Source organism: Bradyrhizobium sp. (assembly GCF_047605465.1).
GTDB lineage: Bacteria > Pseudomonadota > Alphaproteobacteria > Rhizobiales > Xanthobacteraceae > Bradyrhizobium.
This window is the reverse complement of sequence record NZ_JASGFS010000059.1, coordinates 13,988-28,980: the sequence shown is the minus strand read 5'-3', so window position 1 is coordinate 28,980 and position 14,993 is coordinate 13,988. Positions and strand designations below refer to the sequence as shown.

General features: G+C 60.2%; 11 protein-coding genes and 1 pseudogene. 4 read left to right on the top strand and 8 right to left on the bottom strand.

Annotated elements, in window-relative coordinates; genetic code table 11:
- Positions 1–351: 351 nt before the first annotated feature.
- The 6 genes from QM712_RS29430 to QM712_RS29405 all read right to left on the bottom strand — a co-directional run bounded on the left by QM712_RS29430 (position 352) and on the right by QM712_RS29405 (position 8,614).
- Positions 352–1,875 (bottom strand): malonate--CoA ligase, encoded by a 1,524-nt coding sequence (locus QM712_RS29430; RefSeq protein WP_415026657.1) that lies wholly within the window; start codon positions 1,873–1,875, stop codon positions 352–354.
- On the bottom strand, positions 1,872–3,263 hold the full coding sequence (locus QM712_RS29425; protein WP_415026656.1) for a malonyl-CoA decarboxylase: 1,392 nt from the start codon (positions 3,261–3,263) through the stop codon (positions 1,872–1,874). The genes QM712_RS29430 and QM712_RS29425 overlap by 4 nt, the downstream gene beginning before the upstream one ends.
- A 25-nt stretch (positions 3,264–3,288) precedes the next feature.
- Complete coding sequence (locus QM712_RS29420) at positions 3,289–4,761, bottom strand: amidase (RefSeq protein WP_415026655.1); 1,473 nt, start codon at positions 4,759–4,761, stop codon at positions 3,289–3,291.
- A gap of 3 nt (positions 4,762–4,764) precedes the next feature.
- Positions 4,765–5,856, bottom strand: coding sequence for a ring-opening amidohydrolase (locus QM712_RS29415; protein ID WP_415026654.1), 1,092 nt, complete (start codon positions 5,854–5,856; stop codon positions 4,765–4,767).
- 103 nt (positions 5,857–5,959) lie between these two features.
- Positions 5,960–7,249 carry an amidohydrolase family protein gene (locus QM712_RS29410; RefSeq protein WP_415026653.1) on the bottom strand — a complete coding sequence of 430 codons (1,290 nt, stop codon included), beginning with the start codon at positions 7,247–7,249 and terminating at the stop codon, positions 5,960–5,962.
- Between the two features lie 15 nt (positions 7,250–7,264).
- Entirely contained in the window at positions 7,265–8,614 is a 1,350-nt protein-coding gene (locus QM712_RS29405) for a solute carrier family 23 protein (protein WP_415026652.1), read from the bottom strand.
- A gap of 336 nt (positions 8,615–8,950) precedes the next feature.
- Between QM712_RS29405 and QM712_RS29400 the strand changes: the two genes are divergently transcribed.
- The 4 genes from QM712_RS29400 to QM712_RS29385 all read left to right on the top strand — a co-directional run bounded on the left by QM712_RS29400 (position 8,951) and on the right by QM712_RS29385 (position 12,600).
- Positions 8,951–9,865 carry a LysR family transcriptional regulator gene (locus QM712_RS29400; RefSeq protein ID WP_415026651.1) on the top strand — a complete coding sequence of 305 codons (915 nt, stop codon included), beginning with the start codon at positions 8,951–8,953 and terminating at the stop codon, positions 9,863–9,865.
- Between the two features lie 243 nt (positions 9,866–10,108).
- Positions 10,109–10,837, top strand: coding sequence for a helix-turn-helix transcriptional regulator (locus QM712_RS29395; protein ID WP_415026666.1), 729 nt, complete (start codon positions 10,109–10,111; stop codon positions 10,835–10,837).
- Between the two features lie 86 nt (positions 10,838–10,923).
- Positions 10,924–11,556, top strand: coding sequence for an acyl-homoserine-lactone synthase (locus QM712_RS29390; RefSeq protein ID WP_415026650.1), 633 nt, complete (start codon positions 10,924–10,926; stop codon positions 11,554–11,556).
- A gap of 84 nt (positions 11,557–11,640) precedes the next feature.
- Complete coding sequence (locus QM712_RS29385; protein ID WP_415026649.1) at positions 11,641–12,600, top strand: LysR family transcriptional regulator; 960 nt, start codon at positions 11,641–11,643, stop codon at positions 12,598–12,600.
- On the opposite strand, the gene QM712_RS29380 is transcribed toward QM712_RS29385, so the two are convergent.
- Together QM712_RS29380 and QM712_RS29375 are read right to left on the bottom strand one after the other, a co-directional pair.
- On the bottom strand, positions 12,567–12,812 hold the full coding sequence (locus tag QM712_RS29380) for a DUF2274 domain-containing protein (RefSeq protein WP_415026648.1): 246 nt from the start codon (positions 12,810–12,812) through the stop codon (positions 12,567–12,569). The two genes, QM712_RS29385 and QM712_RS29380, sit on opposite strands and share 34 nt — an antisense overlap.
- 3 nt (positions 12,813–12,815) lie before the next feature.
- Positions 12,816–13,196, bottom strand: a pseudogene (locus QM712_RS29375) (TrbI/VirB10 family protein); the annotation flags it as partial.
- Positions 13,197–14,993: the final 1,797 nt, after the last annotated feature.

Sequence of the window (14,993 nt, the reverse complement as noted above, 5' to 3'; positions counted from 1 at the left end):
GGACCTGGATTGCCGATAAACTCGATACCGGCTCTCTCGAAAGTGCATCTCAAGCGATCGATCGTTTCAAAGTGGGCGCGTATTGAAGTGTCCTTCGATCCCTCCAGTCTGCGAATGGTCGAAATTCCAATTCCCGAGTGACGCGCAAGTTGATGCTGCTCCCATCCGAGCAATGACCGGGCAGCCTTGATCTGGCGCGTCATGACAAGCATTGGCTTTTCTCAGCGAACACCCCGGACATCATTGCATCCGGCCATCCGTTTCACTCCCAGCTTGGACATTCTCAAGCTCCTCTCGGCCTGGCGTGCTGGTGATCCCTTTTGAACACCGAACACCTCGCAGGCCTGGATATCACTCCCCCGAATAGAGTGCTCTCAGCTCATCGCGAAGTGACGCCTTTTGTACTTTGCCCATCGCGTTACGGGGAAGTTGATCGACGATGATGACGCGCTTGGGCTGCTTGTAGCGCGCAAGCCTCGATTTGAGCGCCGCCAGGACATCCTTCTCGGACAGATCCGCGCCGGCCGACCTGGCAACGACGGCGGTGACCCCTTCGCCGAAGTCACGATGAGGCAGGCCGATGACCGCGCTTTCGACCACGCCGTCCATGGCATCGATTTCAGCCTCCACCTCGACCGGATAGACGTTGAAGCCACCGGAGATGATGAGGTCCTTGGCGCGGCCAACAATATGGACGTAGCCGGATCGATCGATCTTTCCGAGATCGCCGGTGATAAAATAACCGTCGGCACGAAAATCCTCGCGCGTCTTGTCCGGCATGCGCCAGTATCCCTGAAATACGCTTGGGCCGCGTACCTCGATCATTCCGGTGGCGCCCTGCTCCAGCGCGGCGCCAGTCTCCGGATCGGTGATCCGCAACTCAACGTCCGGCAATGGAAACCCGACCGTGCCGGGACGGCGCTCGCCCTCAAACGGATTGGACGTGATCATGTTGGTCTCTGTCATACCGTAGCGCTCGAGGATCGCGTGACCGGTCCTGGCCCGCCAGGCCTCGTGGGTCTCTGGCAGAAGCGGGGCCGATCCGGAGACAAACAGCCGCATATGCGCCGTCGAGGCCTGCGTGATGCCGGCATGCGCCAGAAGCCGGACATAGAAGGTCGGAACGCCCATCAGGACCGTAGCTCCCGATAACGCCGCGACGATCGCATCTGCGTCGAAGTTCGCCTGGAAAATCAGCGTTGCATTGCTGAAGAGCGCGACGTTGGTCGCCACGAACAGGCCGTGGGTATGGAACACGGGTAACGCATGGATCAGCACATCGCTCGCGGTAAAGCGCCACGTTTCCGCAAGCGCTGTAGCATTTGACGCAAGATTGGCATGGGTGAGCATCGCCCCCTTCGAACGGCCGGTCGTCCCTGAGGTATAGAGAATGGCGGCAAGATCGGAGCCTGCCCGCGGCACAGGCTCGAAGTCAGCTGGCGCCCGTGCCAGCAGCGTAGCGAAGCTGCCATCGCGGTGAACGCCGAGGCTCTCGACACTCGCAAGACCAAGCCGGCGCCCGAGGTCCCGCGTTGCGTCGAAGGCCGACGGCCGGCAGATGGTGACACGCGGCGTCGCGTCGGACAGGAAGTATTCAAGCTCCGCCAGCGTGTACGCGGTGTTTAGCGGGAGCAGAACGGCACCTGCGCGCCAGCACGCCAGATACAGAACGACCACATCGGGCGACTTGTCGACCTGCACCGCCACGCGATCACCGGGCACCACACCCAGCGCGAGCAGCGCGTTCGCCGCCTGCCCGGCGCGATCGAACAGGGCCCGATAGCTCATCGACAACCCATCGGATGTCTCGATCGCAGGCTTGTCGAAATCGAGCGCTCCGGCGCGGATGAGGTCGAACAGATTGGCTGAGGTCACGACTTCGGGCTCCCCTTTGCTGACGGTTCGCGGGCAAACTGGCGAACTATGCTGCGCGCGTGTCTGCGGACTTCCGCAGAAGTGACGACCTCATCGTAGCCAACGAACGCTTCGTGGTTCGCGGCAACCTGATTGAGGTCATAAAGGTAGTTCACCATCAGACCGTGGGACTGACGCATGCCGGCGGCGGACAGATCCCCGATCGGGTTGATGCGCTCGAGTCGTGCGCCGTTGCCGAGGTGAAAGCGGGCGACCGGATCAATGACCCGTCCCGACGAACTACGGGCATGCAGAAAATAGTGTGCGGCCAGGGGCAACAGGGCGCGCTGCAGGATATCCCGCGCCGCTGCCCTCCGCGGCCAGTTCGCGTGCGCCAACAGCGCAAGCCGGCGCCGCGCCTGCGGCGCTATCACGCGCGACGCAGGATTGGCGCATTCGTCCCGTAGCCACGCCGCGAATCCCGGTACCGGCGACAGAGTCGTGAACTGGGTCAATCGCGGCAGCTCGCGCCGCAGCTCCTCCACCACCTGTTTGATCAGGAGGTTTCCGAACGCGACGCCACTCAAGCCGCGCTGCGCGTTGGAGATCGAGTAGAATACCGCCGTCGTCGCCGCCGCGGCATCTATTGGAGATCGATCAGCAGCAAGGAGGGGCCCGATCGCCGACGGCATTTCCGTTGTCAACGCGACCTCAACGAAGATCAGCGGTTCGTCGCCCAGCGCCGGATGCAGGAAAGCGTAGAGCCGGCGATCGGGAGGGTCGATACGCCGCCGCAACTCGTCCCAGCCGTCGATGGCGTGAACCGCTTCATAGCGAATGATCTTCTCGAGAATCGTCGCCGGAGTGGTCCAGTCGATGCGGCGGAGCTGGAGGAAGCCGCGATTGAACCACGAAGTGAACAGGTGCACGAAATCACCTTCGAATGCGGCGAGGGCCGGATCGCAGGCGACCGCCCCCATGATGTCTTCCCGCATGCGCACCAGGGCGTGAGTTCCGCCTGGAGCATGATTGAAGCGACGCAACAGCTCCTGCCGCCGCGGCTCCGCTACCTTTAAAAGCCGTGTTGCGGCATCCTCATCGGACCGCTGGAGGAAGATCTGTGCCGTCTCTTTCAGTGCAGCAAGATCCGGACCGAAGCGCACGGCAAGCCGGCTCAACCATCCGCGTCGCGCGGGAAGATCGAGCGCATCGTAACCCCGCAGGATCGAGAGTGAGAGTGCTATGCTTGTCGCCTCGCCGCGCTCGCTCAGCAGCTGCTCCGCCAGTTCCAAAAGGTGATCGCCACCCGTCCCTGCCGTTGCGGAATGCCATGCCAACGCTCGCCCGCGATCGGCCACTGCCCGCAATACCTCGGAAATTGTCGGGATGGCGGCTTCAGTCAAGCGCATTGATCTCTCCTGTGACAAACATGTCCTAGAGCTTCTGGCTCACTGGCTCAGCGGTGTCCTTTCGTGTGTCCGACGGCGCAATTACCTGCCGCAGTGGCGGCCAGCCGATTGCACTCGCCTGCTCCACGGCCTTCATGAGAGCGAAAATGTCGGGCTCCGCAAAGCGCCGTCCGATGATCTGAAGGCCGACCGGAAGTCCGTTTGCGGTTTTGCCAGCCGGAACGGAGCCCGCCGGAAGCCCGACCATGGTCACCAGGAAGGCCGGCGCGATCCAGTCGACGTAGTTTTCGAGCCTGCGTCCGCCGATCGTATCCGGGAAATTTTGCTCAACCGGGAACGGCGGGACCGGCGCTGCCGGCGTGATCAGGAAGTCGAAGCGACGGAGCTCCGTGGCGAAGCGTGCCACCAGGCGTCCACGGACGTGTTCAGCACGCGCAATGTCCAGCGAGGAGAGCTTCAGGCCATCGCGCACGTTGCCCGCGAGATTTGCCCCCAGCTTGTCAAGGTGTTCGACCCTCTCGAGTTGCTGACCGACCATCCAGGCGCCGCGCAGTATCTTGTAGGCACCGATACCCTCGGAAGCATCGAATGACAGCTCCTCTACTTCGACACCCGCCGATGAAAGATCGATAACCGCCTTTCGGCAGACCGCGTCGATCTCAACGTCGACGCCGATGCGGGCCATGTCCGAAATGTAGGCGACGCGCAGTCCGCGCAAGCTGGACCTCGCCCGCATGGCGTCACGAGCGCTCGACCACGGCGGCGCCGCCGACATCGGCCACAACGGATCGAGCCCGATCATGGCGTCCAGCAACAGTGCGGCGTCCTCTGCGTCGCGGGCGAGCGGACCATGAACCTGCCCGGCGTCGCCAGGCAGGTGCATCGGCCGGTTCGGGATCAGCCCCGGCGTCGTGCGCATGCCGGCGATCCCGCAGAATGCCGCTGGAATTCGGATAGAGCAGCCGAAATCCGTTCCTTGCGCGAGCGGTGTCATGCCACTGGCGACCGCAACAGCAGAGCCGCCGGACGACCCGGCAGGGCTCAGCGCTGTATTCCAGGGGTTGCGGGTAGCGCCGAACACCTCATTCGTCGTATTGGCGCCGGCGGCAAACTCGGGCGTATTGGTCTTGCCGATCACAATGGCGCCTGCACTGCGCAGCCGCGTCACCACCTCGGCGTCTACCGCAGGCACGTTATCTCTGAACAACGGCGATCCGAATGTCGTCCGCAATCCGGCTGTCAATGTTACATCCTTGATCGCGACCGGCAGGCCGTGCAGCGGACCGAGCGCCTCACCTGCCATCACCGCCGTTTCCGCCAGCCGTGCCGCAGCGCGAGCCTCCTCTGTGGCCAGAGTCACGATCGCATTGAGCGACGGATTAAGCCGCGCGATGACCGCAAGGTGAGCCTCCAGAACCTCGACCGGGCTGACTCGCCGCGAACGAATGTTCGCGGCGAGCTCGCGCGCCGACCATCTGGTGAGATCGTCGCTTGACATGGCTCAAGCCACGTCCACGATGGCGATCACCGGCCCGCCGCCATGCGGCCCCTGATGCATGGCATCGACCGAGACGAACACCGCCGGATCGCCGATCGCGGCTGCTGCAACGCCTCCGACCGCGGCCTTCGCATGGCGGTGATGATGCACGTCAGAGTCGTCCAGCATGATCTGGCGCCGGCCGCGCAACTGTCCGGACCTGTCCGCCTCGCACTTCATGAAGCAGTTGACGACCTTACCCTTCAGGTCGTCCGCCCGCGCGCGCTCGGGCAGTTCGAGACCGGCGTTGCGGATCGCCTGGTAGATGCCGTCGACATCGAGCGCATCCTTCATCACGCTGTGGCCGATGCGGAAGCATCCGCCGGCGCCCGCCCTGTTGCCGAGCAGAACGATCTGCGCCCGATCGAGCTCGACGCCCGATGAGCAGGACGCAACCGACGAATAGAGGCCGAGGTCATGGCAGATCGCATTCGCAGCTGGCATGTCGATCTCGCCAAGCGCCACCGCAATCCCGAGCCCGGTAGTGCCGTTCGACACGCCCATCGATTCGTGCAACTCACATGCGACGTCGTGGCCGCGCGCACGGGCATCGCGGATGCTATCGATCGTTAGTAGCGGCGTCTTGGTCTGGACGTAGTGAACGTCTCTCGGATCGCTGATGCCGGCGTTGCGCATCGCAAGACGAACGCCTTCGGCGACCTTCTCCACCATCGCCGGCCGACCGATGTCCTCAGGCAGGATCTGCGGACTGAGTGCGGTGCCGAGCGTCAACCGCATCTCCTCCGCCGGACCAACGTCGGACGTCCGCACGAAGACGGTTGCGTGCGGTGTAATCACGCCATCGCAACCGCCCGACCAGATCATCGGGATGTCGCGGATTTCAGCTTCCGTGCGGGTGCCGTACTTCATCAAGACACCGCGGAACGCCTGGTCAGACAGGATGCGGGTGAAGTCGTTGACGCCGCCATTACCCTCTGTCTTGCCGATCACGGCCACGACCTCGTCGGCCTTGAATCGTCCGCTCTCGATATGTTGCGCGAGGCCGGAGGCATCCGCCACGCTCTTGATCTGCACTTTCACGACATCGATAGCCATCTGGTAAACTCCCTTGGTTTGGATAGATTCAGAATGCACGTAGCCGTTGCACGCCGCGGCGCGCGCAAGGCGAACAAAATGTTGGTGTGGCTGCTACGCGGGCCTAGCGCCCGCCCGCCTCCGCCCGGCAGCTCGCGCTTGCCGGTATTTCGTCCACGCCGCTTGCCAATGCCTGCATGCGCGAACGATCGACACGTCGCCCCTGGCCAATGACCTCGCGAGGGGGCGCATGAAAGCGCAGTGTTTCGATGATGTCGGGCTGGCCGAGTACAACGAGGTTGGCGTGGTCGCCGACCGAGAGACCAAAGTCGGAAATGTTCATGGCCTTCGCCGGCGAAACCGTCACCATGTCATAGAGCCGTTCGATATCCTCCCGGCCTGTCATCCAGAGCATATGCGAAGCCAGGAACGCGACCTCCAGCATGTTGTTCCGGCCAAAAGGATAATAGGCATCCGAGATGTCATCCTGGCCCAGACAAACATTGATTCCTTCACCGAGCAGGTCCTTCACCCGGGCATGCAGCGGACCGGTATGGGGATCGCTGACAACCGATACCTCGGCCCTGCGCAATGTCCCGGAAAGCCGCTGGAAATACGGCTCCGCATACAGCGCCATGGCGCGGCAATGATGAGCCAGCGCTCGCCCGTTCCAGTCACGACGGATGGTCTCCGTTGCCATCATCTCCAGTGTGCGCAGGCTGGCGTCGCCGGCATCGTCAAGCAGCATTGAGATGTCCGCGTCGTGCGCACGCGCAAGATCGAAGCAGAATTCGATATGCTTCCGGGCGTCGGCATCCGTAAACTCGATCCACGGAATTCCGCCCACCACGTCAGCGCCAAGCGCCATGGCATCTTGCATCAAACGCTCGGTGCCGGGATCCTTGATGATGCCATCCTGGGCGAAGGCGACGACCTGCAGATCGACGATGCCGCGAAATTCCTCGCGCACCGCGATAAGGGCCTTCACGCCTTCAAGGCGCGCCTTGCTGTCGACATCGGCAAAAGCGCGGATATGCAGATTGCCGTGCAACGCAGCCAGCGCCACCGCGCGGCGGGCATTCCGCGCGATCCAGGAGGCATCGTAACTGGCCTTGACCGAACTTGCGAGATCAATCGCAGCCAGCGCCTTCCCCATGTCCGCCCCGTGATAGGCGGCAAGCGCCGACTCGCTCATCATCGGCAGGGTCCACACCTTGCATAGATGCAGATGGGGGTTGGCGAACGATTCGGTGACCAGGCTGCCTTCGGCATAGATCTCATCCTGCGCCAGCACGCCCAGGCTCTTGCCGATGTTGGCGATGCGCCCGTCGGTCACCGCGATATCGAAGAGTTCATCGCCCTTGTGCCGTAGACGGCCGTTTCGAATGCAGAGGTCGACCATATCAAGTACCACTATATTCTTCCTTCTTCAGAAATCGCCGACGCCGATTGACTGCGCCTTGACCTTCATCCCGTCAGCATCCGACACCTGCTCCTTGTGTCCGAGCAGGTAGTAGAGAATGATCGCACCGAACGTCGCGCTGCCTATTCCTCCGAGAGTGAAACCAGCGAATCTCAGGGTCAGGTCGCCCGCCCCCGCGATCAGCACCACCGCCACCGTGATAAGGTTCCTCGCATCCGAGAAGTCGACCTTGCTTTCCACCCAGATCCGTCCAGCGGTCGCGGTGATCATGCCGTAGACGACAATCGACAGGCCACCGATCACCGGCCCCGGAATGGTAAGGATCACCGCACCGAACTTCGGAGACAACCCCAACAGGATTGCGAACACGCCGGCGATGACGAAAACCAGAGTGGAATAGATCCGGTTCACCGCCATCACGCCCATGTTCTCGGCATACGTGGTAACACCGGTGCCACCTCCGCTCGCCGACACCACGGTGGCGACGGCGTCGCCGAGAAAGGCCCGGCCGATATCGGCATCGAGATTGCGCCCGGTCATGATGGCAATCGCCTTGATGTGACCAAGGTTCTCCGCCGCAAGGATCAGCGCTACCGGCGCAATAACGCCTATGGCATGCGTGGAGAACGTCGGCCCCATAAAGTTCGGGAAGCCAAACCACGCAGCATTCTCGATCCCGTCGAACACGATAGGCTTGGTAACGCCCAGGATGTTGGCACCAACAAAGTACACAAGATACCCGGCGATTCCGCCCAGCAGGATCGGCAGACGACGCACCAGCCCCTCGGCATAGACGGCGATCAGACCAACCGTTACGATCGTCACCAGGCCAACGATGGTGTCAAAGCCGGACGCGCTGATGCTCTTTACCGCGAGGCCGGCAAGGTTGAGCCCGATCACAGCGACCACCGCCCCGGTGATTACAGGGGGCATCAGGACGCCAATCCAACGTGAGCCTGCGAAGATCACCAGGATGCCAATCATCGCATAGATGATGCCGGCGACAATAATGCCGCCGAGTGCATCGGAGATGTGGGGATTGGGTCCGGAACCGGAATAGGCGGTCGCGGCGATGACCACGGCGATGAAGGAAAAGCTCGACCCGAGATAACTTGGGACCCGGCCACCAACCGCCAGAAAGAAGATCAGCGTGCCGATCCCCGAAAAGAAGATCGCGACATTGGGATCGAATCCCATAATGATCGGAGCGAGCGCGGTGGCGCCGAACATGGCGCCGACATGCTGAACGCCGACCAGGATTGTCTGTCCCCACGGCAGCCGCTCGTCCGGCGCGATGACGCCGTGGCGTTTCAGTGACCAACTCGGTAGCCACGACCTTTGTCGAACCCGCTCCATCGTCTCCTCCTTTTGCGTCTTGTTAAATCAACCATGAAGGTCCCTGCGCAAACTTCGTCCTTCAGGGAGCGCGCCGGTCTCCGCCAGCTGTCGCGTTACCATGGACAAGAATGAATGCGCCGGACGTCGAGGTCCAATAGATCTTCCCAAAGAATCCATCGGCGTATCCGATAGCTCGCCGCGGAGTGGGGTCACATCGGCCATTTTGAGCTATTTTCGGCGCAAAACTCGCGGGATTCCGCACCCATGATTGCCGGGTATCGAAATCTCGAATAAGATCGAAACCTGATTTCCGATCGGAATTGGCGCGGGCGTAAGGCCCGATGGGGCGCTCGGATGGAGTTTCGGCAGATAAGGTACGCGCTGTCAGTCGCGAGAGAGCGCAGCTTCACAAAAGCGGCGCTGCGCCTGAACGTCTCGCAGTCCTCGGTTTCCGAACAGGTCAGGCAGCTTGAAGAACGGATTGGTTTTAGTCTCTTCCGACGTGTCGGACGAGGAGTTGAGTTAACTGAACGCGGCCGAACATTTTTGCACGAAGCGGAGCGGGTCGCCAATGACCTGATGAGCCTTGATGACGTTGCCCGCCGCCTGAGTGGAGTCGGTGGAGAAACGATCAGCGTTGGGATCGCGTCCGGACTGGCGACTTCGCTTCTGCCATGCTTTCTGCATTCCGAGGTCATCCCGGACAGCTTCCACCTTGAAATCAAAACTGCGCCCCCACGCCTGCTGTTCGAGGAACTCTATTTCGATCGTCTCGACCTGGGCATTGCTGTCGAAGTCGGCGCAGATCGGATACCGGCCGGGCTGTTGCCGGAGCGTCTTTTCGAGACGCAAATGGTCATCATCATGCCCCCATCGCACCGGCTTGCCGATGGGCGCTCGTCAATCGATCTTGCACTCCTCGCCAACGAACCCTTTGTCGTGAATGAGCCTTCGTTGGGTTACGGCCAGATCGTCAGTCAAATGTTCGAGGACTTCGGCATGCGCCCTCGCATTCGGGCGACAGTCGACAACGTCGAAACCATCAAAGTGGTGGTGCTAACGGGTGCGGGGATCGCCGCGATTCCGGCCGGCAGCGCGGAAAACGAGGTGCGCCTTGGTCAGCTCGTTACGATTCCAGTCGCACCATCGCGCGATCTTACAATCAGCGCTTACCGGAGCAAGCGGGCAATGTCTCGTCGAAAGGAAGCCGTTCTGCAAGACATTATTCGCGTGCTTCGCCAATCGCGAGGTCCAGTATCCTCAACATGAAATCCACGCACAGCTATGGCAACATTTGTTCGGACTGCCGCAACTGAATAACGGCCCGAAGCGATCGCAATAACCGATAGTTGTATCGCATTTCCGGCATTTACCGACGAGACGACGGGTGACAGAGTTGTTCATCCTGCGGCGATCAGTACTCTAAGAATTCATCGTGACCACGATTTTCAGTTCGTGAGCCTCACCTCGCGGTCGTCGTGCAGCAGGTTTGTCGAAGCCGCTGGGATGACGATGTATCGTATCTTTCAAACTTTTATTGATCGCCTGGCGAGCGCACAAACACCTCAAGACTTCTCCGACGCAATGGCCACTACCGCCGGGGCCCTCGACCTGTCCTGCTTTGCCTATCTTGCTCTGCCGCACAAATTCGACGAAAGACCCCGACTTATTTCGACTTACCCCTCAACCTGGACCTCGAAATATCTCAGCCGCAAATACGAGCGCGTCGACCCTGTCATCAAAACAGCTCTACAGAAACCCGAGCCGTTTGAGTGGGGCATTGATCTTCTGGCAACAAATTGTTCGCTTAAAGAGCAGCAACTGCTCGAAGAAGCCGCACAATTCGGAATTCGCTTCGGCTTTACTGTTCCGATTCATGACGGGCATGGCCCGGTTGCAGCGGTAACTTTCGCTGCCGATCAACGAAGAGAACCGTTCGATCATTGTATCAAATCAAACGCGCGGGCACTTCAGCTAATGGCGATGTACTTCCATGCCCACGTGCGTCGCAAGCTTGTAACCGAAACGATGGTCGACGGGATAGCTTTGTCCCGCCGCGAACTCGAATGCCTGGAGTGGGCCTCGCAAGGAAAAAGCGCCTGGGAGATTGGATGCATCCTCGGCATCTCGCGTAATACAGTGGCCTACTACCTGGAGAATGCAAAGCAGAAGCTGGGAGTCCGGACGCTTGTGCAGGCGGTGATGCGCGTGGCCGCTGCGAGTAAAGAGAAGCGAAATTAGGGCGCGTCCCCCCCTACAAATACAGGTAATGCAATCGATCAACAATCCCGCTTCAAAGGTGTTGAGAAACGCCATCGGGAGGGACCATGATCCAGTTGATAGCGCCACCTGCATACGGGGATTTTTCCGGCACGCTCGTTGAAATGTATCGGATGAGGCACCGCGTATTTAAACTTCGCATGGCGTGGGACGTTCAAACGAGCGGCGACATGGAGGTGGATCACTTCGACGCCCTGCATCCCGTCTACCTGACGCAAGTCTCTGAAAGCGGCCTGGTGGAAGGCTCCGTTCGTCTCTTGCCCTCTCTCGGGCCGACCATGCTTCGCGACACCTTCTCTGTGCTTCTTGAGGGCCACACCGCACCTTCGACGTCACGTGTCTGGGAGAGCAGCAGGTTCGCGATCGACGTCGCAGCCGACGCTCCCAAAGGAGATTATGGCATAACTCGTGCCGCATACGAGCTGTTCGCCGGGATGGTCGAATTCGGGCTATCACGACAGCTCACTGACATCGTTACTGTCACCGATGCCCGAATGGAAAGGATTCTTCGACGAGCCGGTTGGCCGTTGCGACGCATAGGCAATCCTGCCCCAATTGGCAGCACCGTGGCCGTGGCAGGTTACCTTGAGATTTCAAGCGAGATTCTTGCAAACCTTCGTCGAGCCGGCGGTCTTTCGGCACCCGTTCTTTGGGCGCCGGTAATCTTTGCTGCCGCCTAGGGCCATCCATGCCACCGAACGACACAAGGGTCCCCGTCTGGAGCGGGGACGCCGTGTCGTGCGGTTTGCTATCGAGCTACGAAAATGACAGAAACCGGGGCCAGAAATGATCGGCGGAACGCGGCGTGGGCTATCGACCTGCAGCAGCTTCGATTAGCTGTTGTCGCCTGCGATTGCGGAAGCTTTCGTCGCGCAGCCGACGTGCTTTCAATCAAGCATACGGTCCTCAGCCGCTCGATCAGTCAACTTGAGTATCTTATCGGCACCTCACTGTTTGAGCGCTCAAGCGGAGGTATCAAACCTACGCCGGCTGGCCAAGCCGTTTTGCGCATTGCACAATTGATCCTGGAACAAGTCGACATGCTTGTCGACACCGGGAGGTCCCGCGGCCGCGGCGATACTGGCCGTCTGGTCATTGGCTTCTATACGTCCATGTCCACCGGGAATTTGCGTGCGACGATAGGTGAACTGAAGAAGCTGCTCCCGCGGCTCGAATTGGCAACGATGGAACGCTCTCGCTTTCGTCTGATGACGGCCCTCCGTAACGGGACCGCCGATGTCGTCATTAGCCCTGGACGTCTGCCTTCAAAGGACACCAGATCGCTATTGCTGTGGAGCGAGCGCATCCTGATCTCGCTGCCCGAGGATCACTGCCTGGCAGCACGCCAGATAATCTACTGGACCGATTTGCGTAACGAGAAGATCCTCCTGAGCGAGTATGATCCTGGACGAGAACTCGAGGATCTCCTGATCTCGAAGCTCGTACGATCCGACGACCGCCCCAGGGTGGAGCGCCACGATGTTAGCCAGGGCATTATCAAGAGTCTGACAAGTATGGGCATGGGGCTCAGTCTGGTAATGGAATCGGATATCGGTGCAAGCTTCGCTGGTCTCTTGTACCGGGAGTTGCAGGACGGGTCGGGACCGAGCCGGGTCGATTTTTATGCGCACTGGCGCGAAGAAAATGAAAACCCGGCTCTGAAGCGTTTTCTCGGTTTGCTGGCTGAGCGCTATCCCTCCCCCTCGCCCGCTCTCGGGGAATGACCGGTTCGCCTAGCCTTTGCAAATCCGCGATCCGTAGCCATGAAGCGCGCCAACATCGGCGCGATCAGCTTCGCCGGATCGATCCGCTGCCCGCTTTCGCGCGCCATGGCCTCTGCATAGGCGACAAGATCCCGATGCACTGATGCCGGAAGCTCAGTGGTGACCTTGACCGGCTTGTCGTCGGGCAGCGTTCCTATTCTAAGCTTTGGCATCTCCTACCCTCCGTAAGGCGCAAGTATAAGGTCACGATTGACGACAACGCGCACAGGGAATCCGGGTCGCACAGTGAGAGTGGGCTGGATGTTGAGGCTGCGCCGAACTACCTGCTGTCCGGTTTGGTTCAGTGAATCGGAGGCGCCGTGTCGCAATGCCTGGATAATTGCGCTGTCGTTGCTGTTGGTGTCCGAACCAGCCCCCAGTTCGGTCCCAACCGCCAGAAACGTTGATAGGGCCGCAGCCTTGAACAATTCGCCCCAGTGATTGTCGACCTGGTCCTCAAGGCCCGCGTAGCCTGCGGTGTCCGCGCCAGGCTGGCGCTCGAGCACCACAGAACGTCCATTCGGCATGATCAGCCGCGTCCAGACCAGCAGGAGGCGTACCAGGTTCTACCGTCTGTCGAACGTCTGAAGCGAGTCCAGACCCAAGCTTTGGATCAGATGGGGGCCGAAGGCTGGCCAGCAACCGTCCTCATCGTAGCAGCCAGTTCGATCCTCTGCCACGTAAACCAGCATGAAGCGGTTTGCTGGCGCGGTGCGCACGCCTCATGATTGCACGTCAGACTGCGCATGATCGCTTCAAATTTTGCTTTCGACCAATGGCTGGGGACAGGCGATGTGGAAGCTCAGCTGCATCGTTTTGGTGAACGACAACTGCTCAATATTTCGCCGCCACGCGCCGCCCAGGGGTTAAACTTGTAACTGATGCGCCCCATTATGGCATCCATCTTGGCAAGTCGATCGATCTGATGGTCACCGGCGTGCAGGCCCATGGATAGCAGACATGTTGCGCGGAATCGAACTCTTAGTGCTTGTAGTCAACACCTAAGGTGAGATTATCAAGAATAGCATAGTCGACTCCGCTGCCCGCATACCATCCATTGTGGTTCGCCGCCCCCGGCGCCAGGGAGTTGAACGGCGCGAAATGGCCAAGCATAGCCGACGCGCCCGCCGATATAGCCGACGTCTGGTTATTCGGCCTTGGCACACGCTACTGGCGCGGAACAAAGAGGTGAACCGGCAAAGCCGCCGCCGACAGTCGCCCCCCTAGCCCCGCCTAGGCCGTTCCAGCCTCCATCGAAACCGACGATAACAGCGCCCCACTGTTTCTGTATTCCCGCAAACCCGCCGGCGATCCAGTCTGTTTTGGAATCGCTAGGGAAAAGAAAGCCGGGAATTGCGGAAGAAGCACTTGTCTCACTCGCCTCTCCGCCGGCGGCCTCCGACTTAGAGGCCAGACCAGTCGTAGACAACGGCAGGCGGGGCCATTGGCGCCTTTGTATGGGCGTGATGCAAGGTCGGCTGCGACCGCATGGTCAGCAAGAAGCGTGAACCTTGTTGGCCGAAGCCGGTGCGGCCAAGAACGCCGAAGCAACAAGGCACGCGCTGAGATGGTCAAAGCTCTGCATCTGCAAATCAGCCGATGAACGGGTTTCATCATACTGACGTCGGCAATGGTGTCGCGCGGGCCGATTACGCCGCGATAGGGCAAATCCAGGCGAACCAGAACCTTATTCTGAGATATGACTACAACAACAATTGTTGGGACCTATCGTACCCCAGCAATATTGCAACGTCGCAGGAAGTCTTTACGACCGCTGACGCTAAGCCGACATTATGACATCAGCCGATTCAGGCTGGTTAATGCTTGACGATACGACAATGGGGGCAGCGGTTCAGGAGCGGCATGGACCTCTGCGGCAAACCAAGCTCTTTTCATGAAATTATTCAACAACACTCGGCAGCCTATCCGCTGATTACAGCGACAGGCTCCGCGACGACGCGCGCCGCATCGTGCGTGCGACCACGGCCATCGCCTCTCTTTTGGAGTTATTCGGCCCCGGTGGCGGCTCTGGCGAAATCGGCGACTTGCCGGATCACCTCTTCATCAAAGGGCGCTTGATGCCGCAAGACAACGACGATGGGTCGCACTAAGCCAACCTGCTGTAACCATGCGCATCGGAGCGTGCAGATGCTCGAGCCGAATGACTCAGACATAAGCGCTTCGGACTTTCGTCGCCGCTAGGCGCAAGTTTTTTTACTTCGCATTCTTCGGCAAATTTACTATCGCCTACGACCGCTCTCGCCGTACTGCGCTGGCACCCGATGCGCATCATCGCGGCCGCAGCAAACTTTCATTTTCATTTACGGCTGTAGCGTTCAACATCATTGGACACG